Annotated in this window: 26 protein-coding genes; 20 read left to right on the top strand and 6 right to left on the bottom strand. The window is 61.6% G+C overall.

What is annotated here, in order from left to right:
• The first annotated feature begins 78 nt into the window (after nt 1-78).
• Entirely contained in the window at nt 79-1209 is a 1131-nt protein-coding gene (locus ACSQ26_RS01855) for a mandelate racemase/muconate lactonizing enzyme family protein (RefSeq protein WP_436005722.1), read from the top strand.
• A gap of 62 nt (nt 1210-1271) precedes the next feature.
• Here the strand turns inward: ACSQ26_RS01855 and ACSQ26_RS01850 are convergent, their stop codons facing one another.
• Complete coding sequence (locus tag ACSQ26_RS01850; protein WP_436005720.1) at nt 1272-1646, bottom strand: DUF3307 domain-containing protein; 375 nt, start codon at nt 1644-1646, stop codon at nt 1272-1274.
• Between the two features lie 205 nt (nt 1647-1851).
• Between ACSQ26_RS01850 and ACSQ26_RS01845 the strand changes: the two genes are divergently transcribed.
• From ACSQ26_RS01845 to ACSQ26_RS01760, 18 genes are all read left to right on the top strand, one after another.
• Nucleotides 1852-2865, top strand: coding sequence for a LacI family DNA-binding transcriptional regulator (locus tag ACSQ26_RS01845; RefSeq protein WP_436005718.1), 1014 nt, complete (start codon nt 1852-1854; stop codon nt 2863-2865).
• Between the two features lie 23 nt (nt 2866-2888).
• Entirely contained in the window at nt 2889-4208 is a 1320-nt protein-coding gene (locus ACSQ26_RS01840) for an ABC transporter substrate-binding protein (RefSeq protein ID WP_436005716.1), read from the top strand.
• A 63-nt stretch (nt 4209-4271) separates the two neighbouring features.
• A complete protein-coding gene (locus tag ACSQ26_RS01835) occupies nt 4272-5117 on the top strand; it encodes a carbohydrate ABC transporter permease (RefSeq protein WP_436005714.1) in 846 nt (281 codons plus the stop codon).
• Entirely contained in the window at nt 5114-5947 is an 834-nt protein-coding gene (locus tag ACSQ26_RS01830) for a carbohydrate ABC transporter permease (protein WP_436005712.1), read from the top strand. The genes ACSQ26_RS01835 and ACSQ26_RS01830 overlap by 4 nt, the downstream gene beginning before the upstream one ends.
• Before the next feature lie 51 nt (nt 5948-5998).
• Nucleotides 5999-8107, top strand: a complete 2109-nt coding sequence (locus ACSQ26_RS01825) for an ADP-ribosylglycohydrolase family protein (protein ID WP_436005710.1) — start codon at nt 5999-6001, stop codon at nt 8105-8107.
• Nucleotides 8107-9180 (top strand): ABC transporter ATP-binding protein, encoded by a 1074-nt coding sequence (locus ACSQ26_RS01820; protein ID WP_436005708.1) that lies wholly within the window; start codon nt 8107-8109, stop codon nt 9178-9180. The genes ACSQ26_RS01825 and ACSQ26_RS01820 overlap by 1 nt, the downstream gene beginning before the upstream one ends.
• 193 nt (nt 9181-9373) lie before the next feature.
• The gene (locus ACSQ26_RS01815; RefSeq protein WP_436005706.1) at nt 9374-9766 is read left to right on the top strand and encodes a winged helix-turn-helix domain-containing protein; all 393 of its coding nucleotides are present in this window, start codon (nt 9374-9376) and stop codon (nt 9764-9766) included.
• Between the two features lie 40 nt (nt 9767-9806).
• Nucleotides 9807-10325, top strand: coding sequence for an IS630 family transposase (locus ACSQ26_RS01810; protein WP_436005704.1), 519 nt, complete (start codon nt 9807-9809; stop codon nt 10323-10325).
• A 34-nt stretch (nt 10326-10359) separates the two neighbouring features.
• Nucleotides 10360-11127: an alpha/beta hydrolase family protein gene (locus tag ACSQ26_RS01805; protein WP_436015058.1), complete on the top strand. Its 768-nt coding sequence runs from the start codon at nt 10360-10362 to the stop codon at nt 11125-11127.
• Between the two features lie 89 nt (nt 11128-11216).
• Nucleotides 11217-11486: an acylphosphatase gene (locus tag ACSQ26_RS01800; protein ID WP_436005702.1), complete on the top strand. Its 270-nt coding sequence runs from the start codon at nt 11217-11219 to the stop codon at nt 11484-11486.
• 154 nt (nt 11487-11640) lie between these two features.
• Nucleotides 11641-12291 carry a Rieske 2Fe-2S domain-containing protein gene (locus ACSQ26_RS01795; protein WP_436005700.1) on the top strand — a complete coding sequence of 217 codons (651 nt, stop codon included), beginning with the start codon at nt 11641-11643 and terminating at the stop codon, nt 12289-12291.
• A complete protein-coding gene (locus ACSQ26_RS01790; RefSeq protein ID WP_436005698.1) occupies nt 12288-13133 on the top strand; it encodes an aromatic ring-hydroxylating dioxygenase subunit alpha in 846 nt (281 codons plus the stop codon). Before ACSQ26_RS01795 ends, ACSQ26_RS01790 begins: the two co-directional genes overlap by 4 nt.
• Nucleotides 13130-13789 (top strand): glutathione S-transferase family protein, encoded by a 660-nt coding sequence (locus ACSQ26_RS01785; RefSeq protein WP_436005696.1) that lies wholly within the window; start codon nt 13130-13132, stop codon nt 13787-13789. Before ACSQ26_RS01790 ends, ACSQ26_RS01785 begins: the two co-directional genes overlap by 4 nt.
• Before the next feature lies 1 nt (nt 13790).
• Nucleotides 13791-15170: an amidohydrolase gene (locus ACSQ26_RS01780; protein WP_436005694.1), complete on the top strand. Its 1380-nt coding sequence runs from the start codon at nt 13791-13793 to the stop codon at nt 15168-15170.
• A gap of 23 nt (nt 15171-15193) precedes the next feature.
• Complete coding sequence (locus ACSQ26_RS01775) at nt 15194-16294, top strand: BMP family ABC transporter substrate-binding protein (RefSeq protein WP_436005692.1); 1101 nt, start codon at nt 15194-15196, stop codon at nt 16292-16294.
• Nucleotides 16295-16297: 3 nt separating this feature from the next.
• Nucleotides 16298-17821, top strand: a complete 1524-nt coding sequence (locus ACSQ26_RS01770; RefSeq protein WP_436005690.1) for an ABC transporter ATP-binding protein — start codon at nt 16298-16300, stop codon at nt 17819-17821.
• Nucleotides 17818-18921 (top strand): ABC transporter permease, encoded by a 1104-nt coding sequence (locus tag ACSQ26_RS01765; RefSeq protein ID WP_436005688.1) that lies wholly within the window; start codon nt 17818-17820, stop codon nt 18919-18921. Before ACSQ26_RS01770 ends, ACSQ26_RS01765 begins: the two co-directional genes overlap by 4 nt.
• A complete protein-coding gene (locus ACSQ26_RS01760) occupies nt 18918-19829 on the top strand; it encodes an ABC transporter permease (protein ID WP_436005686.1) in 912 nt (303 codons plus the stop codon). Before ACSQ26_RS01765 ends, ACSQ26_RS01760 begins: the two co-directional genes overlap by 4 nt.
• A gap of 10 nt (nt 19830-19839) precedes the next feature.
• Here the strand turns inward: ACSQ26_RS01760 and ACSQ26_RS01755 are convergent, their stop codons facing one another.
• From ACSQ26_RS01755 to ACSQ26_RS01735, 5 genes are all read right to left on the bottom strand, one after another.
• Nucleotides 19840-20610: an SDR family NAD(P)-dependent oxidoreductase gene (locus ACSQ26_RS01755; protein ID WP_436005684.1), complete on the bottom strand. Its 771-nt coding sequence runs from the start codon at nt 20608-20610 to the stop codon at nt 19840-19842.
• Nucleotides 20611-20623: 13 nt separating this feature from the next.
• Entirely contained in the window at nt 20624-21619 is a 996-nt protein-coding gene (locus ACSQ26_RS01750) for an ABC transporter permease (RefSeq protein WP_436005682.1), read from the bottom strand.
• A 222-nt stretch (nt 21620-21841) separates the two neighbouring features.
• Nucleotides 21842-22882 carry a sugar ABC transporter substrate-binding protein gene (locus ACSQ26_RS01745; protein WP_436005681.1) on the bottom strand — a complete coding sequence of 347 codons (1041 nt, stop codon included), beginning with the start codon at nt 22880-22882 and terminating at the stop codon, nt 21842-21844.
• A 34-nt stretch (nt 22883-22916) separates the two neighbouring features.
• A complete protein-coding gene (locus ACSQ26_RS01740; RefSeq protein ID WP_436005680.1) occupies nt 22917-23684 on the bottom strand; it encodes an ATP-binding cassette domain-containing protein in 768 nt (255 codons plus the stop codon).
• Complete coding sequence (locus ACSQ26_RS01735) at nt 23681-24820, bottom strand: ROK family transcriptional regulator (RefSeq protein ID WP_436005678.1); 1140 nt, start codon at nt 24818-24820, stop codon at nt 23681-23683. The genes ACSQ26_RS01740 and ACSQ26_RS01735 overlap by 4 nt, the downstream gene beginning before the upstream one ends.
• A 162-nt stretch (nt 24821-24982) precedes the next feature.
• Here ACSQ26_RS01735 and ACSQ26_RS01730 point away from each other — a divergent pair, with 162 nt between their 5' ends.
• The gene (locus ACSQ26_RS01730) at nt 24983-26083 is read left to right on the top strand and encodes a D-TA family PLP-dependent enzyme (RefSeq protein ID WP_436015056.1); all 1101 of its coding nucleotides are present in this window, start codon (nt 24983-24985) and stop codon (nt 26081-26083) included.
• Nucleotides 26084-26136 lie beyond the last annotated feature (53 nt).

The raw sequence follows: 26136 nt of genomic DNA, 5'->3' as shown, positions 1-26136 counted from the left end.
CGCCTGCGGGGAGAAGATGCCGGCAGGCAGATGAGGGGCAAACCTGAAATACAATTGCAGCCTTACGAGGAAATGAGAATGGTCAAGATTACCAAGGTGCGGGTCCGTCCACTGGTCCTGCCTTTGAAGCAGCCCTATCACTGGTCCTACGGCATCCGCGAATCCTTCGCGGTCAACCTGATCGAGATCGAGACCGACGACGGCACTGTGGGCATCGGCGAATGCACCGTGGCGCCGGATCAGACGGGGACTGCCGCCATCCTCAAGCGGCTCGCGGGCCATCTCGTCGGCCATTCGCCCTATGATGTGGCGCCGCTGATCGACCGCATTTTTCGCCAAGAGTATCTCGGCCACGGCGCCAATGTCATGCGCGCCGCAAACCAGATATTCTCCGGCATCGACATGGCCATGTGGGACCTCCAGGGCAAGCTTGCGGGATTGCCGGTGCACCGCCTGCTCGGCGGCGCCCACCGCAAGGCAGTCGGCTATTTCTATTTCCTCCAGGGCGAAACGGCCGAGGAACTGGGGCGCGATGCCGCCGCCGGCTATGCCAATGGCGAACGTGTCTTCTATCTCAAGGTCGGGCGCGGCGAGAAGATCGACCTCGAAATCACCGCGGCCGTGCGGCGGGAAATCGGCAATGCCCGGCTGCGGCTCGATGCCAATGAAGGCTGGAGCGTGGTTGATGCGGTCAACATGTGCCGCAAGCTCGAGAAGTACGACATCGAATTCATCGAGCAGCCGACCAACAGTTTCAGCATTGCGGCCATGGCACAGGTCCGCCAGGCGGTCGGCATACCCATCGTCGCCGACCAGTCGGCGTTCACGCTCTACGATGTCTACGAAATCTGCCGCCAGCAGGCCGCCGACATGATCTGCATCGGCCCGCGCGAGATCGGCGGCATACAGCCGATGATGAAGGTGGCCGCGGTGGCGGAGTCGGCAGGCCTGAAAATCTGCATCCATTCCTCCTTCACGACGGGCATCACCACCTGCGCCGAGCATCATATCGCGCTCGCCATCCCCAATCTCGACGATGGCAACCAGATCATGTGGCAGCTGGTGCAGAAGGACATCGTGTCCTCGCCGAACCTCGCTCCGGTCAATGGCTGGATCGATGCGTTCCAAGGGCCCGGCCTCGGCTTCTCGCTTGCCGAGGATCTCATTGCCGAAGGCGAGGCGCGCTACGCGGCCAAGATCTCGGCGTGACAAGACAACGCCGGGGAGATCACCACCCGGGCGTCCGCACAGCCTATTGAAGCGGCGAAGCCTCACAACGCTGCAATCAAAATCCCGGTATAGGTCAGGTGATGCAGTAGCTGGTCGAAGCCGTGTGAGGCCCAGAATGCGCGGGTCGTCACGTCAGCCGGATGGGTGCGCGAGTAAACTGCCTTGAAATGGTCGATCAGGTAGTGGATCACAAATTCGACCAACGCCGCCACGGCAACTGTCGCCGCGTCCACCCCGAACACCACGAGACCCGGAATAGTGCCCGCGACATGGATCGCGGCATGGGCATATCCGCCGGGATGGCGAAAATCGCCCTTGCCCCGGAGAATCCAGGCCGGCTGCAGCAGATAGTCGGCGACGAAGTGCTTGACCTGCAACCAGGCAAGCAGGCCGATAAGGGGAAGTGCGTTCTCCATGCTGCCTCTCCCTTACACCGAGGCCGATTGCCTGTCCAAGGTAAAGATTTGCACCGATTTCAAACTGCCGCGCCACGACGTCTTTCCAACCAGTGCACGACCATTGGATCATCCGTGCTCCATTTCATTCCAGAAAATCGATTGACAACCGAACAAGCGCCGTTCTATTGATACGTATCACTAATACGTATAAGCGGAACAACAAGTGGCCGGACGGGCAACACAGAAAGACGTGGCGAAGGCGGCCGGGGTCTCCCAGGCCACCGTCTCGATGGTGCTCAGCGGCGGTGGCGCGCCGTCAATCCCCGCCGAGACGTGGCAGCGCATCACCAAGGCCGCCAAGGACCTCGGCTATGTGCCGAACCGCTTCGCCCAGGCGCTGAAGACCAGCCGCTCGATGACCATCGCCTGCATCGTCCCAGATATCTCGAACCCGTTTTATCCATCGCTGATCCGCGGCATCCAGACCGTCACCGACGGCCTCAACTACGATGTGATCGCCGTCAACACGGACGGTTCGTCCGAGCGGGAGAGGCATTTCCTGGATTGGGCGCGGCAGGGTCGTGTCGATGGCGTCATCGGCGTGTTCTTCACCCTGCGTGCCAGCGATTTCGGCCCGCTGGTCGAGGCCGGCGTTCCCGTTGTCCGCATCGAATCCTCGAAAAAGCGCGGCGGCGATCTCGCGATCGACGATATCTTTGTCGATAGCCACGCGGCCGCTTTCGGCGTGACCGAATATCTGATCGGAGAGGGCCATTCCCGCATCGCCATGGTCGCTGGCAAAGGCGGTCCGCAGGGCACGCGCATCATGGGCTATCGTGCCGCCTTGGCCGAGAAGGGTTATGCCGACCATGTCGTCATCGATGAAGAATTCAACGAGGTCGGCGGCATCCGCGCCGCTGAAGCCATCCTCGCAAGTGGCTTCCAGCCGACCGCAATCTTTGCCGCCAACGACCTGATGGCGATCGGCGTCATGCAGGCGCTTCGCGATCGCGGCATCAAGATCCCAGAACAGATCGCCGTGGCGGGTTTCGACGATATCTCGGCCGCCAAACTGGTCACCCCGTCGCTGACGACGGTTGCTCAATTCCAGTCGGACATGGGCAAGACAGCCGCCCTGACGCTGATGGAACGCCTGCAGGGCCGGAAAACCGGCGCAGGCACTGCACTCGAAATGCCATTCGAACTGATCCAAAGGGGTTCGACCCGAACCACTTGAGGCAAAACCTGGAGGAGGAACTCATGGAACGCCGCACACTACTCAAGGCCGGGCTCGGTCTTGCAACCCTGCCATTCATGTCTCGTCTGGCCTATGGCCAGGACGCCAAGCCGGTCGGATTCTGGTACGAATCCGCCTCGCCAGAGAACCAGGAGAACCTGCAGAAGTTTCTTGTGGACGCCTTCAATACCAAGCATCCCGAGAATGCCTTGAGCATCGATTTCCGTGGCTCGGACCTCGACAAGCAGTTGCGCGTGGCGATGTTGTCGGGCACCGGCCCGGATGTCGTCTATACCGCAGGTCCCAGCTATGTCGCGGCGATGGCGCAGGCCGGCCAGCTGCTTCCCCTGGATGATTATGCGAAGAAGTTCGGTTGGAATGAACGCTTGCTGCCGATGTTCCTCGACATGGGGAAATATGAAGGCAAGCTCTACGCGCTGGCCAAGACTTACGAGACACTTGGACTTTTCTACAACAAGACACTGTTCGCCACGAACAATTGGAAAGCGCCGACCACGATACCCGAACTGGAAGCGCTGGCCGACGAGATGAAGGCCAAGGGTCTTGTGCCCTTCGGTGCCGGCAACGCCGACTGGCGCGGGGCCAACGAATGGCACGTCTCGATCGCCTTCAACTCGATCGCCGGCCCGGACAACGTCTACAAGGCGCTTACCGGCGCGATCCCCTGGACGGATCCGGCTTTCGCCACTGCGATCGACAAGCTCGCCGAGTGGTGGGACAAGGGCTATTACGGCGAAAACTATTTCTCGCTGACGCTCGAACAATCCTTCGCCCAGATCGCCACGGGCCAGGCCGGCATGGCGCCGACCGGCACCTGGAGTTTCACCAACATACCGGCCTACTTCCCGCCAAACAACGTCGAGCCCGGCTTCGTTGGCTTCCCCAGCATGAAGGGTGATCCGGTCTTCGCCCTCGGCGTCGGCTCGACGCTCTCAGTCAATGCGAAGTCGGAAAATCCGGATGGCGCCGCCGCCGTGCTCGACTACATGTTCTCGGACGAGTTCTACAGCGCGATGAATTCGGTCTGGCAGGGCGAGTGGAACCTGCCGCTGGTCGACCTCTCCAAGGTCAAGCTGTCCGACAAGGTTCTGCCGCTCTACGCCGAGGTGATGAAGGAATTGTCCAGCGCCGTCGGTGCCGGCAATTACGGCTACACGAGCTGGACCTTCCTGCCGCCCGCGACCGATACCTATCTGGTCAGCGGCATGGAGGAAGTCTGGCTCAAGAAGACATCCACGGCGGATTTCCTCAAGAAACTCGACGAGACGTTCAAGGGCGAGAAGGAAGCCGGCAAGGCTCCCGCCATTCCGCCCCGCGCCTGATATCACGACATGAAGGACCGGAGGCGATGGTGAGCCCATCGCCTCCACCTGGAGGAAAATTCCATGCACTGGCTCTACGTCGTTCCGACGATGATCATCAATTTCGTCATCGTGCTCATCCCGGCATTGCTGACCGTGGTGCTTGCCTTCTGCAATTTCGACGGCCTCGGCATGCCGACATATGCAGGTCTGGCGAACTTTCAATCGCTCGCCGCCGATCGCGTCTTCTGGGTGGCGCTCGGAAACAACATTATCTGGACGGTGATCTTCCTTGTTGTTCCCATGGCGATGGGCCTGCTTGCCGCATCCATGCTGTTGATCGCGCGGCGCGGCAGCAGTTTCTTCCAGATCGTCTACTTCCTGCCGGTGGTGATCGCGACGGTCATCACGGCCCGCGTCTGGCAGGGCATGATCTATAGTCCCGTAACCGGCGTTTTCGGCCTCCTGAAACAGTATGGGATCCCGATCACCAATCCGCTGAGCCAGCCATCCATGGCGTTGTTCGGCGTTGCGACCGTCGATCTCTGGCATTGGTGGGGTTTCCTCTGCGTCATCTTCTTCGCAGCACTCAGACAGGTGCCGCAGGAGCAGATCGAGGCGGCCCGCATCGAGGGCGCCACCTATTTCCAGATGATGCGTTATGTGATGCTGCCAGCCATTCGCCCGACGATCATGCTTCTCATGATCATGACCGTGATCTGGTCGTTCCTCGCCTTCGATTTCGTCTACATCCTGACGCAGGGCGGACCCGCCCTTTCGAGCGAATTGCTTTCGACACTCGCCTATCGCAACGCCTTCTATGATCTCAATGTCGGCCGCGCGGCCGCGGCTGCGCTGGTGATCAGCCTGTTCGGCCTTGTCGGCACCTTCTTCTATGTCCGCATCCAGACGCGGGAGGGCGAGCAATGAGATTGGTCGAAAGCCGCGGCACGCTGTTCATCGCCTATCTGGCGCTCTCGATCTTCGCCTTCATCGCGCTTTTCCCGATCGCGCTTCTGGTGCTCAATTCGCTGAAGCCGGCAGCCCAGATCGTGCAAAATCCGCTCGGCCTGCCTGAGACGATCCGTTGGGAGAATTTCGTCAATGCCTGGAAACACGCGAAATTCTCGCGGACATTCATCAACTCGCTTCTGGTCAGCGGAACGACGATCCTTATCGTCTGCAGCACGTCCTCTCTGACCGCCTATGTCATTGCGCGCAAGAAGATCGAGTCCTGGAAGATCCTGACCTTCTATCTCCTGGCGACCACGACGGCGCCGATCCAGCTCTATATCTTCCCGCTCTATTTCGGCTTCGCCAAGCTCGGCATGATCAACAACATCTTCGGCGTGGCGCTGATCTATTCGGCGATCTTCAGCCCCTTCGCGGTGATGCTGATGCGGACCTATTTCATCGCCGTGCCAAAGGAGCTCGAAGAGGCCGCGATCGTCGATGGCGCGACATCCTGGCAGGTCTTCTGGCGGGTGATGCTGCCGATCGTCTCGCCCGGCATTCTCACCGTGGCGCTGATCATCGGGCTCAATTCCTGGAACGAGTTCCTGATCGCCACGACCTTCCTGCAGAAGCAGGAGAATACCACGGCCGTCATCGCCTTCTTCCTGCTGTCCGGCCAGTACAGCTCGGACTGGGGTGAGATCATGGCTGCCGCCCTGATCATCGTGCTGCCCGTCGTCGCGCTTTTCGTCTTCATGCAGCGGCGTTTCATCGAGGGCATGGCCGGCGGTGCCGTCAAAGGTTGAGCCCCCAACAATCAAGACCTGAACGATTTGAATATTTTGATGGAGAATATGATGCAGCTTCCCAATGACTATCTCGAACGCGTCTATGCCGGTGTTCTCGGCAAGCTGGTCGGTGTTTATCTCGGCCGGCCGTTCGAAGGCTGGACTTACCAGAAGATCATGGAAGAGCTCGGGCCGATCGAATACTACGTGCATGAGCGCCTGAACCAGCCGCTCGTCGTCACCGACGACGATGTCGCCGGTACTTTCACCTTCGTCCGGGCGCTTGAGGATTACGGCATCAAGAAAGATCTCTCGGCCAAGGAGATCGGCAAGGCCTGGCTTAACTACATCGTCGAGGAACGCGCCATTCTCTGGTGGGGCGGCAACGGCAATTCCACCGAGCACACGGCGTGGCTCAATCTCAAGAAGGGCGTTCCTGCTCCTGCATCCGGCTCGATCGCCACCAACGGCCAAGCTGTCGCCGAACAGATCGGCGCGCAGATCTTCATCGATGGCTGGGCGATGGTCGCACCGAACCAGCCGGAACTAGCGGCAAAGCTCGCCGAACAGGCCGGCAAAGTCAGCCATGATGGTGAATCCGTCTATGCCGCCATGCTATGGGCGGCGATGGAAGCCGAGGCTTTTGGTTCCGCTGATATCGACCATCTGCTCGACACCGGACTTGCCCAGATCCCGCGCAACAGCCTGATTGCCAAGCTGATCGCCGATGTCCGCGCATGGCACAAGGCCCATCCCGACTGGCGCGACACGCGACAGAAGATCCAGGACAATTACGGCTACGACAAATATCCCGGAAATTGCCATGTCGTGCCCAATCATGCCCTGATGATCATGTCGGTCCTCTATGCACCGCATGACTTCCAGAAGGCGCAGATGATCGTCAACACGTCGGGATGGGACACCGATTGCAATGCCGGCAATGTCGGCTGCCTGCTCGGCATCATGAACGGTCTTGAAGGACTGGAGGAAGGGCCGGACTGGCGCGGCCCGATCGCCGACCGCATGTTGATCTCGTCGGCCGATGGCGGCAACTCGATCAACGACGCGGTGCGTCAGGCCTATTTCCTCACCAATCTCGGGCTCGAACTCTCGGGCGGCCAGGCGCTCGACGCGCCCAAGAGCGGCGCGCAGTTCCATTTCTCTCTGCCGGGCAGCCAGCAAGGTTTTCGCCCGCAGCCGTCGATCGATGCCAGCAAGACCGTGCGCATCGGCAATGCCGAATTCGAAGGCAGCTGGGCACTGGCGATCGACTATGAAGCACTCGGTCCCGGACAGGTCGCGGGCGTAACCACGCCGACATTCTCGCCGCGCGAAATGCTCGACATGCGCACCTATGACCTGATGGCGACGCCGCTGGTCTATCCCGGCCAGGTTGTCAAGGCGCGCGTGAGCGCCGACGGGAGCAACAAGGGATCGGTTGACGTCCGCCTGCGCATCCGGGTCTATAACGAGCGCGACGAACTCACCGATATCGATGGCGAGATCGTCAACATCGCGGCCGGTAGCGAGGCCGTGCTCGAATGGACGTTGCCCGACACCGGCGGCCAGCCGATTGCCGAGATCGGCATCGCCATCACCGGCAGCGGCAAGCGCGCCGATGGCCGGCTGCTGGTCGACTATCTTCGCTGGGATGGCGCGCCCGACCTGATACTCCGTCGCCCCACCGGGGATTGCGATTTCTGGCGCATGTCCTGGGTCAACGGCGCGAGCTTCTTCTCCAAGCGCTTCCCGCAGGCGTTCCGCATCGCGCAGAACCGTGGCGAAGGCATCATCATCCACGGCACCCGCCAATGGACCGACTACGAGGCGTCGGGAGACGTGATGATGCATCTCGGCAATTACGGCGGCATGGCCGTCCGTGCCCAGGGCCTGCGCCGCTTCTACGGCGCCCGCGTCACCCGCGACGGCAAAATGCAGATCGTCCGCGTCCGTGACGAGGAGACGCAGGTGCTAGCCGAAACCGCCTTCGCGACCGAATTCGAAAAGCCGATCTCGATGAGGGTCTCGGCCAAGGGCAATCGCATCTCCTTCAAGGCCAATGGCACATCGCTCTCGGTCGAGGACGACAGCCGGGAAGCCTTCGCAGATGGCGGCGTCGGCCTGCTGGTGCATGAAGGCGCTCTATCGTCGAACGAAATACGGATCGGAGCGGTTTGATGGCGAACGTCACCATCGACAAGGCCCGCAAGGCCTATGGCGCGATCGAGGTGCTGCACGGCGTCTCGGTCGATATCGCGGATGGCGAATTCGTCGTTCTGGTTGGCCCGTCCGGCTGTGGAAAATCGACGCTGCTGCGGATGATCGCGGGGCTCGAAAACATCACCGATGGTACGATCAGCATCGGCGGACGGGTGGTCAACAACCTCCCGCCGAAGGAGCGCGACATCTCCATGGTGTTCCAGAGCTACGCGCTCTACCCGCACATGACGGTTGCCGAGAACATGGCATTCTCGATGACCCTCGCCGGCGCGCCGAAAGCCGAGAAAGAGCGCCGAGTCGCCGAAGCCGCTCAGATCCTGGGCCTCACGCCTTTGCTAGACCGCTATCCGCGCCAACTCTCGGGCGGCCAGCGCCAACGCGTTGCCATGGGCCGCTCGATCGTGCGCGACCCGAAGGTCTTCCTGTTCGACGAGCCGCTCAGCAATCTCGATGCCAAGCTGCGCGTCGCCATGCGCGCCGAGATCAAGAGCCTGCACCGGCGGCTCGCCACGACGACGGTCTATGTCACGCATGACCAGGTCGAGGCGATGACCATGGCCGACCGCATCGTCGTCATGAATGCCGGCAATATCGAGCAGATCGGCCGCCCCCTCGATCTCTACGACAATCCGCAAAGCGTGTTCGTCGCCGAGTTCATCGGCTCGCCCTCGATGAACCTCCTCAAGGGGAGGATCGAAAATGCTGCCGGATCCGCCGTGTTCTGGTTGAGCCCGGATGTAGTGCTGCCGTTGCCTCAGGCGTTTGCCGCATCCAAAGACTCCGAAGTGATATTCGGCATCCGGCCCGAATATGTCGCCATCACGGAACCTGGAACGGGCTTTCCTGCAAAGGTCGTCGTTATCGAGCCGCTCGGTTCGGAAACCCAGATTGTTTTATCCGCCGGCGACCATACGATCGTCGTCGTCACCAGGGCGCGAACCACGCTGGAGCCCGACGAGGTCATATGGATCAGTCCGGAGGTGGAGCATGTCCGCTTGTTCGGTTCCGATGGCCGGCGTCTGAACGGATAGTCCATCGCGATCCGGATGCGCAATTCGGCGCATAAATCCTTATCGATGAAGATTCATGTCCGCGCTGCGCGGGAGCGGTCATTGCCAACAACTCAAGTTGAATTATTGTCTAAAGCGTGTCGCAGGTAATCAGATTCGGGATTCCGTTATTTTGTGATTTGTGATTCAATTTGCCCACGGAAGGAGAACGACCATGGGCAAGCCGCATCCGATAGCGTTGCGTGCGCGTGTTGTTGCGTTTGTGGAAGAGGGTCATAGTCATCGTGAGGCTGCCCGGCATTTTCGGGTATCTCCTCGGTTCGTCAACAACATGATGATCCTGCAACGATCGTCGGGCTCACTTGCGCCTGCCCGGCAGGGCCAGCCGCCCGGCAGCAAGCTGTCGGCTCACGGCGAATGGATCAACCAACGTGTGTCAGGCCATGGCGAAGTGACACTGGACGAATTGTGTGTCGAGCTCGCCGAGCGCGGTGTCGAAGTCCATCGCGCGACCGTCGGCCGGTTCCTGCATCGGCTGGGGCTCAGCAATAAAAAAAAGCCTCAGGGCAAGCGAACAGTGCAGGCCGCAGATCGCCAAGGCGCGTGACCTGTGGATTAGGCGTCGAAAGCGGTTCTTCAACAAGGCATTGGCGCGGCTGATCTTCGTCGATGAGACATCGACAAACACGCGGCTGACCAAGCGCACCGGATGGTCCCGCAAAGGGCGGCGCTTTGTCGCCTATGCTCCCTTCGGAAAATGGAAGACGCAGACATTCATTGCTGGACTTCGCTGCCACGGCCTCACTGCCCCCTTCATCGTCGATGCACCCATGAATAGCCGCATCTTTGATACCTGGGTTGAAACACAGCTTGCCCCGACGCTATCGCCAGGTGACGTCGTCATTCTCGACAATGTCGGCTTCCACAAGAGCGAGCGCGCAGAGCAGCTCGTCAAGGCCAAGGGTGCCTGGCTCCTCTTCCTCCCGCCTTACTCGCCGGACCTGAACCCGATCGAGATGGCATTCTCCAAGCTCAAGTCCCTATTGCGAAAACGAGCCGCTCGAAGCTTCGACGCCATCACTCAGGCGCTCGGCGACATTGTCGCACTCTTCTCCGTGTCAGAATGCAGAAACTTCTTCAGAGCAGCCGGCTATGAGGCTGAATAAATGCGACACGCTTTAGGCTTTGCAGCCAAGCTTGATGGTGACCATGCCGGCAGTGACGCGACATCTAATCGACCGGGAAGACGGAGCCATGGTCGAGCTTTTTCAAGCTCAGGCTTCGACCAACACGCCCTCGGGAGCAATCCTGTTCGTCCACGGCAACCAGGGTGGTCGTCTCCTTGGCGCGATAGAGACAGTCAATAATGGCGTGCTGCTTCGGTTCTGTTCTGCTTTGAATATTACCGCAGCGGCAGTCTCGCAGCCCGGTTTCGGGGCTTCGGGCGGCCCTCCGGATTTCTGCGGCCCAGGCACCCAGCAAGCGATCGCAACCGCCCTCGCCTTCCTGCGCAAACAGCCGTCCGTCGATCCTGACCGTATCGTTCTCTATGGCAACAGTCGCGGGGCTGTTGCAGCGGCAATGGTCGCCACCCGGGTCTCCGATCTGCGGGCGGTCATTCTATCCAGCGGCGTCTACGATCTCCAGGCGGCCTTTCAAGCCAGTTCGCAAGGTTTGCGATGGGCAATCGAGAAAGAGGCGGGCGTATCGAGTGAAGCCTTTCTGGCTCGCTCGGCGTTACATCATGCGCATAAAATCCAGTCGGAAACGATGTTGTTACATGGAAGGCATGACGACCGCGCTCCTCTCGCCCAGGCCGAACGGTTCTCGAATGCTCTTTCGGATGCCGGACTTCCGGTTACGCTCAGCGTGTTCGAATGCGGACATCGAATTCCAAGGGAATACGCGCAGGCAGTTCTCCGCCCATTCCTGCAAAAGATATTCAGCCCCAATGTAACCTACCACTAAGCCAGCATGCCCGTGATCACGCATCATTGCCCTTTCGCTCATGAATTTCCGCGCTATGCTGTTGCCATGATATCAAACGCGAGACTCTCATGACGGAGCGACGTCAAAACCATTTCGACGAGCGGATGACCATTCGCGGCGCCCTCGAGCCTGCGTCCTTCGTGCCGTGGATCAATCGCCATGCCGCCAAGCTCGGCCTTGTGCAGCACATCGCCCACATGAGTTCAGACCGGATAGAACTCGAGCTTTCCGGTTCGGTGGAACTGATCGACATGATGGAAATGGGCTGCTCGCTCGGACCTATAGAGGTCTGGGTCGAGACGATCGACCGTGCGCCGGCCGATCGGGAATCCAGCTAGTTTTGCGTGCGTTCGCCATTGATTGCACTCGATTTAATCAATGTTGCAAATGCGAAATTATTATGCAAACGTCGCCGGGTCGAGCATTCAGCCATCTTCTTCCGCTGACGCCTCAAGCTCGGCGAATATTGAGTAAAATACGGAAAGTAAGATCATGCTGTCCGACAAGACGGACACCTGGGTCCCAGTCGCCCTTGCCCAGGATTTGCCGCCGGCAACTGCCATGCCGGCACGGATTCCCGCCGGGTCCATTGCCCTTTGGCGCAGCCAATCAGGGCGCGTCGCGGCATCGGCGGATCGCTGTCCGCATCGCGGCATGCGCCTCTCCCACGGCTTCGTGCGCGGCGAGCAGCTCTCCTGCATCTATCACGGCTGGAGTTATTCGCAGGCCGGGAACTGCGTCCGCATCCCCGCCCATCCCGGCCTCGTGCCACCGGATACGATTCGCGCCGTGACGCACGCGACCGATGAGGCGGGTGGCATTATCTGGGTCGCCAACGGGGAGCCGGCTGGCGGGCCACCGCTGTTTGAAGGTTTCGTCCCCCTCCGTTCCCTGCTGGCTCATGCCGGACGCGCGGCGCTCGCCGCCGCCGGCGCGAAGGTTGCGACAGACGGTATCTCCTGGGAGGTGCCAAGCACGCCGGCAATCCGCCTGCTGCCCGTTCCGCAGGAGGATGGCGAGACGTTGATCCATGTCCTCGTGCCTGAAGGCTGCACAGCCTCGGACCGTATCGCCGCCTCGCGGGCAGTCGAGAGTCTTCGGCGCATGGCGGAACGAATCGAAGCGAAAGGGGGCGTGTCATGACCGAGGGTGCGATGCGCGACGAATGGTATCCCGTCGGGATTTTCGGCCAACTCGATAGCGAAGGTCGCGAGACAGCCTTGATGGACGAGCCGATCAAGGTTGCGCTCGACGCCGACGGTACCGCGCGCGTCACAGGCAGCGACGGGCGCACCCTGCCCGTCTGCGTGCGATACGGCCATGTCTGGTCCTCGCTTGGCGATCCGAAGAAGCCGTTATTTCCGATTCCCGAGGCGGACCAACCCGGCCGCCGCTTCGTCGATGTCGGCGTGGTGCGCGTGCGCTGTTCGCCACTGCGCGCCGTCGAGAATTTCCTCGATATCGCGCACTTCCCCTTCGTCCATACCGACATCCTCGGCGCCGAGCCGCATACGGAAGTCCAGAACTACAAGGTCGAAATCCGCGAGGAGGAAGACGAGGTCTGGGCAACCCAGGTGAAATTCTACCAGCCGCAGGCCGCGAAGTCGGCCGCCGGAGGCATCACGACCGAGTACATGTACCGAGTGCCGGCCCCGACCTGCTCGGTCCTCTACAAGACCTGTCCGCCACGCCCCGGCGAATGGGACGTCATCACGCTCTTCGTCCAGCCGCTCGCGGAGGATCTCTGCGATGTCTGGCCGTGGATGGCGTTGTTCGACGACGAAACGTCATTGACAGACCTCATCCATTTCCAGCAGACGATCTTCCTGCAGGATCGTTCGATCCTCGAAAACCAGATTCCGCGTCTGCTACCGCTCGATCCCGGCATGGAAATCCCCACCCGGGCGGACCTCACCTCGGTCGCCTATCGCCGCTGGCTGAAACGCCACAACTATACCTATGGCGCGCAGCTGGTGGCGGCATGAAACTCTACGACTACATCCTCTCGCCAAGTTGCTACAAGGTGCGCCTGATGGCGGCGCTCGTTGACGTGAAGCTCGAACTCCGCCCGGTCGATTTTCATCCCGGCGCCGAACATCGCGGCCCGGAACTTCTGGCGCTCAATCCGGGCGGCTCCATTCCGATCCTCGAAGACGGCGACCTGATCCTCACCGAGTCCTCCGCGATGCTCGCCTATCTCGCCGCGAAGGCCGCGCCCGAGTGGCTGGGCAGCGGCGGGGCGGAAGAGACAGCCCGCATCCAGCAATGGCTGTCCTTCTCTCACCGGCTGACCGCCAATCTCGGCGGCGCGCGCCTGCATGAAATGCTGCTCCGCCCCGGCGACATCGGCGCACTTCAGGCCAATGGCATGGCGGCGCTGCGCGAACTGGAAGCCGGCCTCTTCGAACAGAAAACGCGCGGCATGCGGTTCCTCGCATCCGACCAGCCGACGATTGCCGATATCGCCTGCTTCCCCTATGTCGCGCTGGCGCCCGACGGCGGTGTCTCCCTCGACCCATACCCGACAATTAGACTCTGGTCGCGCGCGCTCCGCAGCCTCGACGGTTTCATCGAGATGCCCGGCATCCACCGGCTGCACGAGCTAAAGCCCGAACCGCAACTCGAACCGGGCGAGGCCTGAGTTGGCGGGCTATCTCCTGAAAAACTGTGCAGCGGTTATTGTCGATGAGGGCAAAGGTCTCAGCGTCCGGCGCAATGTCGATGTGCTGACCAGCGGTCCGGCGATATCAGCGATTGGCGAAGGCCTGCACCGGGGCGAACTGCCGGCCGGCACGACCGTGCAGGATGCCGATGGCTGGTTCGTCTATCCCGGCCTCGTCAACACGCACCATCACTTCTTCCAGTGCTTCGTGCGTAATCGCGCCGAGCTCGACTGGACCAAGCTCTCGGTCATCGAATGGCTCGACCGCATCTATCCGATCTTTTCGGCGTTGAATGAGGATTGCTTCTACCACTCCTCGGTCACCGCTATGGCCGAGTTGATCAAGCACGGATGCACGACGGCCTTCGACCACCAGTATAATTTCCCGCGCCATGCCGGAAAGCGCCTCATCGACCGGCAATTCGAGGCGGCTGAACTTCTCGGCATGCGTTTTCACGCAGGGCGCGGCGGCAATACGCTGCCGAAATCCGAAGGATCGACTATCCCCGACGAGATGCTGGAGACGACCGACGAATTCATCACCGATTGTGCCCGGCTGATCGACACCTATCACGACACCAGCCAATTCAGCATGCGGCAGGTCGTGGTCGCGCCCTGCCAGCCGGTCAATTGCTACCGCGAGACGTTCGTAGAGTCGGTTTTGCTGGCGCGCGATCGCGGCGTGCAGATGCACACTCATGTTGGCGAGGGCGAAAGCCCGGTCATCCTGGCCCGCCACGGCATGCGTACGGTGGACTACCTCGAGGAGATCGGTTTTGCTGGCCCCGATGCCTTCTACGCCCATTGCTGGGAACTGACCCACGACGAGCTTCGCACTATGGCAAAGAGCGGCACCGCCGTGTCGCATTGCCCGGAGCCTGTCTATCTCGTCGGTGCCGAGGTGACCGATATTCCTACCATGTCCGCTTTTGGCGTGCGCGTGGGCCTCGGCTGCGACGGCGCTGCCTCGAACGACAATTCCAACCTGATGCACTGCATCCATTCCGCCTATATGCTGCAATGCCTGGCGGCCTCGACGCGCGCCCATCCGGTACCGCCGCCAGCCGATTTCCTCGGGTATGCGACATCAGGCGGGGCCGCGCTGCTGGGCCGCAAGGACATCGGGCGGCTGGCATCAGGCATGGCCGCCGATCTCTTCGCGATCGACACGCGCCGCATGGATTATGTCGGCACGCGCCATGATCCGCTCAGCCTGATCGCCAAGGTCGGCATCGGCATGGCGACCGACATGACGATGATCAACGGCCGCATCGTCTGGGAGAAAGGTGCGTTCGTTGGTCTGGACGAGGCCAAGCTTGCCGCGGACGCTGAAGCCGCACTTGCCACGGTGGAATTCTAGAAACTCAAAACAGGGGAACTGACATGTTTGATTATCTCACTCGCAGAAACTTGATGAAAGGCCTTGCCGCGACCGGCCTGGCCGGCGCGTTTGGCGGCAAGGCCGCCTTTGCCGCCGACGAACCACTCGGCATTACGCTCGTGGTTCCGTCTCCGATCGGCGATGTCGGCTGGGGCCATGCGCTGGCCGCCGGCCTCGAGCCCATCAAGGCCGCGTACGGCGACAAGGTGAAGGTCACCATCCTCGAAAACATCGCCGAGGGCCCTGATGCCGACCGCATCATGACCAAGACCGTCGCCGACGGTAACAAATTCCTGATCGCCGGCTCCTTCGGCTACCAGAACGGCGCGCTGCAGATCGCCCGCCGCGATCCCAGCGTCACCGTCCTGCATGCCTCCGGCTTCCAGGTCGCACCGAACTTCTCGCCCTTCGCGGCGCAGTATTTCCAGGGCACCTATCTCCTGGGCATGGCCGCCGCTGCCCTGTCAAAGACAGGCAAGCTCGGCTCGGTCTCGGCCTTCGCCATTCCAGAACTCATCACTTCGATCAACGCGTTCGCGCTCGGCGCGCAGGCTGTGAAGCCTGATATCGAAGTGTCGGTCGTCTGGGTAAACTCCTGGTTCGACCCCGCTAAGGAACAAGAGGCCGCCAAGGCATTGATGGCGCAGAATTGCGATGTGATCTTCTCCAACGCGCAGGATACGCCCTCCGTCATCTCCGCCTGCGAAGAGGCCGGCGTCTACGCCTTCAACCTCAATTCGTCGATGAAGAAATATGCCGAGAAGAAGTATCTCGGCTGCGTGGCCACCGACTGGTCGCCCTTCTTCAAGGCCTCGGTCGACGCCCATCTCGCCGGAACCTTCAAGGGCGCCAACGCCTTCCTCGGCGTCGCCGACAAGGTGGTCCAGGTCGTCGATTGGAACCCGGATGTCCCGGCCGACACGATGACGAAGATCAAGGAACTGGAAGCAAAGATCGCCGATGGCAGCTTCTCGCCCTTCACCGGCCCGATCACCAAGGCTGATGGCAGCGAAGGCGTCGCGAGCGGTGTGACAATGACGAATCCGGAGATCATCGCGATGAACTGGCACGTCAAGGGTGTCACCACCCCGCTGCCGCAATAAGTCATGACCCCGCCCCTTCTGTCGCTTCGCGGCATATCGAAGAGCTACGGCCAGATCCAAGCCAACCAGGCTGTGGATCTGGACGTGGCTCCGCGATCGATCCATGCGATCCTCGGAGAGAATGGGGCGGGCAAATCGACCCTGATGAAGCTCATCTATGGCGTCGAGCAACCGGACGACGGCACTGTCGTCTGGAATGGAGAGCCCCTCACCCTCGCCTCGCCAGCCGAGGCACGGCGCAAGGGCATCGGCATGGTCTTCCAGCATTTTTCGCTGTTCGAGACGCTGACGGTCGTCGAGAATATCCAGCTCGTCGTGCCCGGCAGCAAGCCGGAGCTGACGAAACGCATCCGCGCCCTCGGCCAGGATTTCGGCCTCGAGGTCGACCCGCTAGCGGAGGTGCATGCGCTCTCGGTCGGCGAGCGGCAGCGGGTGGAGATTATCCGCTGCCTGATGACCGACCCGAAGCTCCTCATCCTCGACGAGCCGACGTCGGTACTGCCGCCTCAGGCCGTGGGGAAACTGTTCGACACGCTCCGGCGCCTCCGCGACCGCGGCGTCTCGATCCTGTTCATCTCGCACAAGCTGGAGGAAATCCGCGCCATCTGCGACCATGCGACCATCCTCCGTGGCGGCCGCGTTACCGGCAATGTCGATCCGCGCGACCATGACGCGCATGACCTCGCCCGCATGATGATCGGCCGCGACATGCCCGAAGTGATGCCGGCGCTTGCCATGCCGGAGGGCGAGAAGCGGCTGGAAATCATCGGCATGGATTACACGCCGGATGACCCATTCGCCACGCCGCTCGCGGGCATCAGCCTCACGGTGCGCGCCGGTGAGATCCTCGGCATTGCGGGAATATCGGGCAACGGGCAGACCGAGCTTGCCGCACTCATATCAGGCGAGACGCGACTGCCGAAGGAGCAGCGAGACCGGATTTTCATGATGGGCAGCGACGTCGGCAGACTCGACGCGGCCACCCGCAGAACACTCGGTTTCGCCTTCGTACCCGAAGACCGGCTCGGGCGCGGCGCGGTCCCTGAAATGTCGCTCGTCCTCAACACTGTCCTGACCGCCCACCCGTTCGATCTCGTGAAGAACGGCCTGATCGACAGTGCCGGGGCGACGGCGTTCGCCAATGAATGTATCCGCCAATACGACGTCCGCACATCAGGACCGGCTGCCGAGGCCGGCTCGCTGTCCGGCGGCAACTTGCAGAAATTCATCGTCGGTCGCGAGATCATGCTCGCGCCGAAGCTGCTGTTCGTGGCGCAGCCGACATGGGGCGTCGATATCGGCGCCGCATCCGCCATCCGCCAGCGCCTCATCGCGCTCCGCAACGCGGGCATAGCAATCCTCGTCATATCGGAGGAACTCGAGGAGCTTTTCGAACTCTGCGATTTCATCCAGGTCCTGCATCACGGGACCCTCAGTCCACCACTGGTTACGCGCGACACGCGCCCTGAGGAGATCGGTCGGTACATGATCGGAGCCCATTCGTCGCAAGAGAAGGTCCCCGCATGAGTATTCTGGCCGGGACTTTCCTGCCCACGCTCGTCCGCCGCGAGCGTGCATCGCTCACTGCGGCCATGCTGGCTCCGCTGGCCGCCCTCGGCATCGCGATCATCCTCAACTTCAGCGTCTACGTGCTGATGGGTCGCGACCCGGCGGCCGTGCTCTATGCGATGCTGCTCGAACCGTTCCTCTCCTGGGCGTCGTTTTCCGAGGTACTGCTTAAAGCCGGCCCGCTTCTTCTCATCGCACAGGGGCTGGCGATCGGTTTCCGCGCCAAGGTGTTCAATATTGGCGCGGAGGGTCAGTTCATCCTTGGCGCCATCTTCGCCTCGTCGATTCCGATCTGGTTTCCCTTGGCGACGGGCCAGTGGATCTGGCCGCTGATGCTGATCCTCGGCGCCATCGGGGGTGCGCTCTGGGCCTCGATCACCGCCTTCTGGCGCGTCAGGCTGAATGCAAACGAAATCCTCGTCTCCCTGATGCTGAGCCTCGTCGCGGCGCAGTTCCTGAACTACCTCTTGCTCGGACCCTGGAAGGACCCAGCTGGCTTCAATTTCCCGCAATCCGTCATGTTTCAATACGATGCCATGATCCCGACCTTGATATCAGGCACCCGCGTCAACGTTTCGCTGTTTATCACGCTTGCACTCTCGCTCATGGCCTGGGTCTTCATGCAGCGGAGTTTCATGGGCTACAAGCTCAAGGTCGGCGGCCTCGCGCCGCGCGCAGCGGGCTATGCCGGCTTCAGCGAAGGACGCGCGATCTGGCTGTCGCTGCTGATCGGCGGATTTGCGGCCGGGTTGGCGGGTGCGGCGGAGGTCGCAGGGCCGATTGGCCAGCTACAGCGCTCGATCTCGACCGGCTACGGCTATGCCGCGATCATCGTCGCCTATCTCGGCGGCCTGCACCCAATCGGCATCATCTTCTCGGCGCTCTTCATGGCTGTCCTTTATATCGGTGGCGACAACGCGATGGTATCGGCAAACCTGCCGATCGCCGCCGTGCGCGTCTTCCAGGGCAGCCTGCTGCTCGCTTACCTCATCGCCGTAGCCTTCGTGCGCTATCGCCTCGAATGGCCCCACGCCCATCACCGGAGCAGCCAGCCATGAACGCCGTCGAGTTCATCATCGCAGGCATGCTGGCGGCGGCGACGCCCTTTCTGCTCGCTGCATTGGGCGAGCTTGTGGTCGAACGTGCGGGCGTCCTCAATCTCGGTGTCGAAGGGCTGATGGCCTTGGGCGCCGTGCTCGCCTTCATCGTGGTCTATCACGGCGGCGGACATCTGCTGGGCTTCATTGTCGCAGGCCTCGGCGGTGCTGCGCTTTCGCTCGTCTTTGCAGTCGTGGCGCTCGGCTTCCGGGCAAACCAGGTGGCGACGGGCCTGGCGATCGGCATCCTCGGCCAGGGCCTTTCGGCGCTGTTCGGCAAGACCTACGAGAGCCTGACGATCAGGGGAATTCCGAAACTTGCCTTTCCGGGGCTCTCGGAAATCCCCGTCATTGGCCGGCTGTTCGTCCAGGACATCGTCGTCTGGATTTCCCTTTTGGCGACCCTCGCGATCTGGGCGGTGTTTGCCTATACGAGGGTCGGTCTTGTCGTGCGGGCAATCGGCGAGAACCCAAAGGCCGCGCACGCCATCGGCTATCCCGTCATCGCGATCCGTGTCGCGGCAATCGCCTTCGGCGGCATGATGGCGGGCTTTGCCGGCGCCTATGCGGCGGCGGTCTACACGCCGCTCTGGGCGGATGGCATGATTGCAGGTCGTGGCTGGATCGCCATCGCGCTGGTTGTCTTCGGCACATGGCTCACCGGCCGCATCTTCCTCGGGGCCTGCCTTTTCGGAGCCGTCTCGCTGATGAGCCTCGCCGCTCAGGCGACAGGCCTCGACCTGCCGTCGCAACTGCTGTCCAGCCTGCCCTATCTCGTCACGATCATCGTGCTCGGCATCATCTCCGCCGATCGCCGCCTGCTCAAGCTGAACGGCGTCGCCTCGCTCGGTGAGCCTTTCGAACGTTAGGCAGATGCGATCACGGCGGCAGCAGCCTGAAATCCGCACCTTCCGGTAATAGCTGTCCGCCATCGACGATAACAGTCGTGCCGGTGATATAGCTCGCGTCCTCCGAAGCCAGGAACAGGAAGGCATTGGCGACATCGCGCGGTGACCCAAGGCGGCCGAGCGGAATGGCATTTTCCATATTCTTGATGAAGGCGTCGCCGCGATGGAGCTGGATGGCCTCGGTCAGGATATTGCCCGGCTCGACGCCGTTGACGTTGATCCCATAGGAAGAGAATTCCAGCGCCGCCGAGCGGATGAAGCCATTGATGCCGGCCTTCGTCGCCGAATAGTGGCCGTGGCCCGGACTTGTCACATGCGGACCGGTGATCGATGAGGTGAAGAGGATACGGCCTTGGCCCTGCTTCTTCATCTGCGGCAGGGCCGCGCGGGCGGCATTGAAGGCGCCGCGCAGGTTGACCCCCATGACATGATCCCAGTCCTCGGGGCTGGTATTTTCGATGAGCTGCCAGGGATAGATACCGGCATTTTGCACGATGATGTCGAGCCGGCCATAGCGCTCGATGGTGAAGGCGACCGCAGCGATGGTATCGTCCATTTTGGCAATATCGGTCTGGATGAAGGGCACACCGATTTCATCCGCCGTGGCCTTGCCGCCCTCGGCGTCGAAATCTGCGAGGACTACTTTCGCGCCTTCCTCGGCGAAGCGTTCGACAATCGCCCGGCCGATGCCGCGCGAGGCGCCGATCACCAGCGCCACCTTGTTTTCCAGTCTTCCTGTCATGCCAATCTTCCCATCAGGCGAGCCTCTGGCGCAGTCTCTGCTTGAACGTATCGAGAAGCACCGCCGCGAGCACCAGGAAGCCATGGATGACCTGGGTGAAATTGGCGGGTAGTCCCATCAGGTTGATTGCGGTATTGATCGAGGAGAGCAGCAGCACGCCGGCATAGACGCCCGGCAGTGCGCCCACCCCACCTTTGAGGCTGACGCCGCCGATCACCACGGCCGCAAACGCGTTGAACAGCAGGCCGACACCGAGATTGGCGGTGGCCCCCGAGGTGCGGATGACGAGCAGCCAGCCCGCGAGGCCGGCAATGGCGCCCGCCAGCACGAAGGCGATGATCAGGTTGCGGTTGACGCGGATGCCGGCGCGAAAGGTCGCGGTCTCATTGCCGCCGATCATCACCAGATGCCGGCCGAAGGGCGTCTTTGTCATGATGATCGAAAAGATCAGAAAGCAGGCGATGGCGATCCAGGCAGTCAGCGGGATGCCAAGAAAGCGCTCGATCGCGAACCAGCGGATTGCCGGCGCGAGATCCTGCGCCGACCGGCCGCCGGAGACGGCGAGCACGATGCCGCGCACCCAGATGAAGGACGCAAGCGTGATGATGAAGGCGCTCATCTTCAGCTTGACGATAAGCACGCCGTTGAACAGGCCGATCAATCCGCCGACGGCACAGGCGACCAGCAGCGATGCCGGCACCATCAGCCATTCGGGCGAGAGCTTGATGCCGAGCCCGATACCGGCCGAGCAGAACAAGATCCCGACCGCCATGGCCGAAAGCGCGGCCACGGATTCCACCGAGAGGTCCATATGCCCCGCGATGATCACCAGGGCCAGCCCGATCGACATCACGCCGAGCACGCTCGATGCCTCGATGATGTTGACGAAAATGCCGAGCTGGAAATAGTGCGGGATCAGCGCCGAAAACACCGCCAACACCAGGATGAGCATGAACCAGACGAGATTGTCGAGGATGAATTCAAGAGTCTTGCGCGTGCGTGGCGTCATGCGGTTGGTCCGGGTTGGATGGTGTTTGAATGTCGTGCCGGTGTTAAAGCCCCCCAACCCTCCCCACAAAGGGGAGGGGCTCAATCTGCCGCACCCTTGCTGCCCAATCACCGTTGCAGAAAGCCGCAGCGTTGGCTTGGGGCATCGTGGGTGCCGCGGGTTGGCCCCTCCCCCTTGTGGGGAGGGGTTTCGGGGCGGGGCCTTGTCAAGATGCAGTCAGCCCTACTCGACCGACTTCACCGTCGATGTCGGCGGCTTCAGGTTGCCCCAGAAGGCCGGGTCATCGACATTCTCCTTGGTGATCGCAGCGCCGGGGATCTTGATATTCGGACCCCACGCTTCGATCGTCACGGTGCTCTTGAGGCCGAGCACATCATATTCGCCGGCCTTGATTTCCTTCTTGCCGGCGATCTTGTCCATGAACATCGCGACGGCGGCGGCCTGGGCATAGAGCGGCTGCTCGACTTCGGTGTTCAGCCAGCCCTTGCGGATCAGGTCGAGGCCGACGGGCGCGCCGTTCGAGCTCATCATCTTCACGTCGCCCGGCTTCTTGCCGGCAGCCTCGAGCGAAGCGACAGCGGCGACCGAGAGATGGGCGGCATGCAGGAAGATCAGGTCGATGTCAGGATTGGCGAGCATCTGGTCGGAGACGATCGTCCCGGCGTTGCTGGCTTCCCACTGCATGGCGGGCACCGAAATGATGGTGACGCCTGGGAAGGCCTTCATCTTCTCCTCGAAACCCTTCTGGATATCGAGCGTATAGGGATCGCCGGGATCGCCCAACACCTGCAGGATCTTGCCCTTCACGTCGCCGTTCTTGGCCTTGAGCATCATCTCGGCCTGGTCGGCGGCGACATGGCCGATCTCGATCGTGCCGGCCACCGAAGTGAAGTCCGACATGGTCGATGTGATCTGGCGGTCGAACTCGACCACAGGGATGCCGGCGGCACGCGCCGCCTCGATCGAAGGCTTGAGCGCGTTGAAATCGACGGCGGCAAGGATGATCGCCGCGGGCTTCAGCGCAATCACGTCGTTCATCTGCGATTGCTGCGCGTCCGTCTTGTTGTCGGCATTGAGCGTTTTCATCTCGTAGCCGGTCTGCTTGAGAAACATTTCGAGCGCGCTGACGGAGCCGGTCTGGAATTCGTCGAGCAGCGTCGGCACGAGATAATAGACCGTGCCCTTGGATTGGGCAGCGGCCGTGGTGAGCATCGCGAGGCCGAGCACCAGAACGCTCAGCAGGGCTAACGTTATTCGCTTCATGATCGTTCTCTCCAGTTTGCCGGACCCCTTTTCATTAGTTCCCCACCGGTCCGGCGCCAGCGAGGGTTTGCCCTGTGATCATTTCGATCACTGCATCCGGGCTTGTCTTGGCTCTCTCCACGTCGCCTGCCACCACGCCGTGGCGAATGACGACGATGCGGTCAGCGACCTGAAAGGCCTGCTGCATGATGTGGGTGATGATGACGACGCCGATCCCCTGGCTCGCGACATGACGGATCATGTCCAGCCCGCGCCGCGTCTGTTCGACACCCAGCGCCGCGAAGGGCTCGTCGAGCAGCACCAGCTTGCCGCCCCAATGGACGAAGCGATTGAGTTCGATCGCCTGCCGTTGCCCGCCCGAGAGATGCTCGACCTTGGCGCGGAGCGAGGGAATGCGGGTGCCGGCATTGGCCAGCGCCTTCTCCACCACCGTTTCCATGGCATGCTCGTCGAGAAAGGGAATGCCGGCGATCTTGCGGACGATCTCGCGACCCATGAAGAAATTGGCGACGACATCGACATTGGTGCACAGCGAGAGGTCCTGATACACTGTCTCGATCCCGGCGGCCTTGGCCTCGGCAGGGGTCCTGGCCTGATAGTCCTGGCCTTCGAACAGCATGCGGCCGGATGTCGGCGTCAGTCCGCCCGAGATGATCTTGACGAGCGTCGACTTGCCGGCGCCATTGTCACCAAGGAGCGCCACGACCTCTCCCTTGCCGATCGAGAAACTGATGCCTTTCAGCGCTTCGATGGCGCCGAAATTCTTGCGAATATTGTCGAGGACCAGCAGTTTCTCGCTCATGCTGCAGCATCTTTCTCTGTGGTTTCGAACATCTGCCCGAAGCGCGGCGAGAGCACGCCGAACACGGCGAGTGCTGCCGCACCCCTGAGCGCCGAATGCTGACAGTCGCTCGCCACGACCAGGCGCGGATGGCTGCGGTTGGTGCGGGCGGCGATCGAATTGGTGAGCCCCTCGCCGAGCGTGGCGAGCTGCTCGATCAGCGCCTGCGGCGCCAGCCCGCCAAGCACGACGGTCTCGGGATCGAACAGGTTTTCGATGGTTCGCACCGCGTTCCTGAAAATAGGTGCAATCTCGGCCACCCAGTCGGCTTCCGGCAGCCCGCGACGATTGAAGGCGTCGAGCGACAGGTAGCGCTCGAGACAGCCGCGATTGCCGCACGGGCAAGGCTCACCATCGAGCACAACAGGGATATGGCCGATCTCACCGGCATTGCCCCAGGCGCCTCGGATCACGGATCCGTCATGCACCATGACGCCGCCGAGCCCGACGCTGAAGAAGAGATAGTAATAATCGGAAAACTGCTGGCCCAGACCGTAGAGCTGTTCGCCGAGCGCTGCTGCTGCCATGTCGTTTTCCATGAAGGCCGGAAGCCCGGTCGCATCGGCCAGCCGCTCGCGGATATCGACATTCTTCCAGCCGCTCATCGTGGTCGGCCCGACGAAGCTCATGGCATCGACATCGAACGGGCCTGGCAGGGCAATGCCGGCGCCGAGCAGGCGGCCGTGTTTGCCGCTGGCCTTGAGCTCAGTCACCATCTCGCCGATCAGTGCGAAGGCCTCGTCCGGCATTGCATTGGGCGCATCCCGGTGCCGGCTTTCGACGACCTCGCCGCGCAGATTGACCAGTGCCGCCTCGATGCCGAGCGGCGTGAGGTGGATGCCGACGGCATGGCCACCTTCGGGATCGATCGTCAGCGCCGACGGCGGGATGCCCCTGCCCTTGGGCTTCTCCCGCACCGACAGGATCAGGCCTTGTTCCTCGAGTTCGCGGACGATGGTCGATACTGTCTGGACGGTGAGACCGACGCGTTCGGCAATCTCGCCACGCGTCGTCGGGCCTTTCAGGCGGATCGATTCGAGCACGATCCGCCGGTTGTACGGCCTGCCAGATTCCTGATTGGTACCACGCAACGTCATGTCAACGGTCCTCGGAATTGAGGACAGATTGGCACCAGCGCTGTATTTAGTCAAATGGTTTTCAAAAATAGTTGCAAACAGCCATCAGCCATGTTTTGACTTGACGTGCGAGGCAATGGCTCGCCAGATCAGATACCAATATCCGCCGGAACAAAAATCATGCTGCACGCCCGTCCGTATGAAATGCTGCCGAAGCCCGGCGATGCCGTAGCCGACATTTCGACACCACGTCCGATCGTGGATGAGATCAGGATGCGGGCGAATATCGCGCGGGTCCAGGCCTATGCGGACCAGCACGGCCTCGCCTTCCGGCCACACATCAAGACCCACAAACTGCCTGTTATCGCCAAGCTGCAGGTGGCGGCGGGTGCGAAAGGCATCAACTGCCAGAAAATCACCGAAGCCGAAGTCTTCGCCGATGCCGGCTTCGAGGACATCCTGATCACCTTCAACATCCTCGGAATGGACAAGCTTGAGCGCCTCGCCGCACTGAACGAGCGGATTTCGAGTTTGAAGGTCACCGCCGACAGCCGGACGACCGTCGAGGGGCTCTCAAAGCATTTTGCGAAGTTGAAACCGATCGCGGTTATAGTCGAATGCGATACCGGCGCCGGGCGCTGCGGCGTACAGACGCCGCAGGAAGCCTTCGATCTCGCTAGCCTGATCCAGGACATGCCCGGCCTTACCTTCGGCGGTCTACTGACCTATCCGAAGCCGAACGCGGCGGCGGCCGTGCAAGCCTATTTCTCGGAGGCGCTGTCGCTACTTGATGGCGCCGGCATCCCCTGCCCTGTTGTCAGCCATGCGGGCACGCCGAGTCTCTTCGAGGGCCATCAGGTCCCCGCTGCGACGGAGTACCGGGCGGGCACCTACATCTATAACGACCGTTCGATGATCCGCGCCGGCCATTGCACGGAAGCGGATTGCGCAATGACCATCCTGGCGACCGTGGTTTCCCGCCCCACCCCCGGTCGCGCGGTCATCGATGCCGGCGTCAAGACGCTGACCAGCGACCTGCTGGGTTTCTCGGACTACGGCCTCGTCGTCGGCTTCCCTGACGCCGTGATCAAGGCGCTGTCGGAGGAACATGGCGTCCTCGACATCTCGGCTTGCAACGACACATTCCCCGCGATCGGCGAGAAAATCCGCATCATTCCAAATCACACCTGCGTTGTCACCAATATGTTCGACACGATGGTCTTCCATCGCGACGGTGTCGTGACACGTGTCGAGGACATCGCCGCCCGCGGACTCGTCTGGTAAATACACGAGCAACGCCCAAAAAAGCAAAAAGCCCCGGGGGTCCCGAGGCTTGG

This window comes from Rhizobium sp. LjRoot254 (assembly GCF_964254105.1).
GTDB lineage: Bacteria > Pseudomonadota > Alphaproteobacteria > Rhizobiales > Rhizobiaceae > Rhizobium_E.
Note: the sequence above shows the minus strand (reverse complement) of the source record. Positions and strands in the feature narration are given on the sequence as shown.

Bases quoted from the DNA above. Each gene is read 5' to 3' on its own strand.
- ACSQ26_RS01790 (WP_436005698.1), top strand. From the start codon at position 12,288: ATGACCGAGGGTGCGATGCGCGACGAATGGTATCCCGTCGGGATTTTC.
- ACSQ26_RS01740 (WP_436005680.1), bottom strand. From the start codon at position 23,684: ATGAGCGAGAAACTGCTGGTCCTCGACAATATTCGCAAGAATTTCGGC.
- ACSQ26_RS01750 (WP_436005682.1), bottom strand. From the start codon at position 21,619: ATGACGCCACGCACGCGCAAGACTCTTGAATTCATCCTCGACAATCTC.
- ACSQ26_RS01755 (WP_436005684.1), bottom strand. From the start codon at position 20,610: ATGACAGGAAGACTGGAAAACAAGGTGGCGCTGGTGATCGGCGCCTCG.
- ACSQ26_RS01840 (WP_436005716.1), top strand. From the start codon at position 2,889: ATGGAACGCCGCACACTACTCAAGGCCGGGCTCGGTCTTGCAACCCTG.
- ACSQ26_RS01770 (WP_436005690.1), top strand. From the start codon at position 16,298: ATGACCCCGCCCCTTCTGTCGCTTCGCGGCATATCGAAGAGCTACGGC.
- ACSQ26_RS01800 (WP_436005702.1), top strand. From the start codon at position 11,217: ATGACGGAGCGACGTCAAAACCATTTCGACGAGCGGATGACCATTCGC.
- ACSQ26_RS01830 (WP_436005712.1), top strand. From the start codon at position 5,114: ATGAGATTGGTCGAAAGCCGCGGCACGCTGTTCATCGCCTATCTGGCG.
- ACSQ26_RS01855 (WP_436005722.1), top strand. From the start codon at position 79: ATGGTCAAGATTACCAAGGTGCGGGTCCGTCCACTGGTCCTGCCTTTG.
- ACSQ26_RS01765 (WP_436005688.1), top strand. From the start codon at position 17,818: ATGAGTATTCTGGCCGGGACTTTCCTGCCCACGCTCGTCCGCCGCGAG.
- ACSQ26_RS01815 (WP_436005706.1), top strand. From the start codon at position 9,374: ATGGGCAAGCCGCATCCGATAGCGTTGCGTGCGCGTGTTGTTGCGTTT.
- ACSQ26_RS01735 (WP_436005678.1), bottom strand. From the start codon at position 24,820: ATGACGTTGCGTGGTACCAATCAGGAATCTGGCAGGCCGTACAACCGG.
- ACSQ26_RS01785 (WP_436005696.1), top strand. From the start codon at position 13,130: ATGAAACTCTACGACTACATCCTCTCGCCAAGTTGCTACAAGGTGCGC.
- ACSQ26_RS01745 (WP_436005681.1), bottom strand. From the start codon at position 22,882: ATGAAGCGAATAACGTTAGCCCTGCTGAGCGTTCTGGTGCTCGGCCTC.
- ACSQ26_RS01820 (WP_436005708.1), top strand. From the start codon at position 8,107: ATGGCGAACGTCACCATCGACAAGGCCCGCAAGGCCTATGGCGCGATC.
- ACSQ26_RS01760 (WP_436005686.1), top strand. From the start codon at position 18,918: ATGAACGCCGTCGAGTTCATCATCGCAGGCATGCTGGCGGCGGCGACG.
- ACSQ26_RS01850 (WP_436005720.1), bottom strand. From the start codon at position 1,646: ATGGAGAACGCACTTCCCCTTATCGGCCTGCTTGCCTGGTTGCAGGTC.
- ACSQ26_RS01775 (WP_436005692.1), top strand. From the start codon at position 15,194: ATGTTTGATTATCTCACTCGCAGAAACTTGATGAAAGGCCTTGCCGCG.
- ACSQ26_RS01835 (WP_436005714.1), top strand. From the start codon at position 4,272: ATGCACTGGCTCTACGTCGTTCCGACGATGATCATCAATTTCGTCATC.
- ACSQ26_RS01805 (WP_436015058.1), top strand. From the start codon at position 10,360: ATGGTGACCATGCCGGCAGTGACGCGACATCTAATCGACCGGGAAGAC.
- ACSQ26_RS01825 (WP_436005710.1), top strand. From the start codon at position 5,999: ATGCAGCTTCCCAATGACTATCTCGAACGCGTCTATGCCGGTGTTCTC.
- ACSQ26_RS01795 (WP_436005700.1), top strand. From the start codon at position 11,641: ATGCTGTCCGACAAGACGGACACCTGGGTCCCAGTCGCCCTTGCCCAG.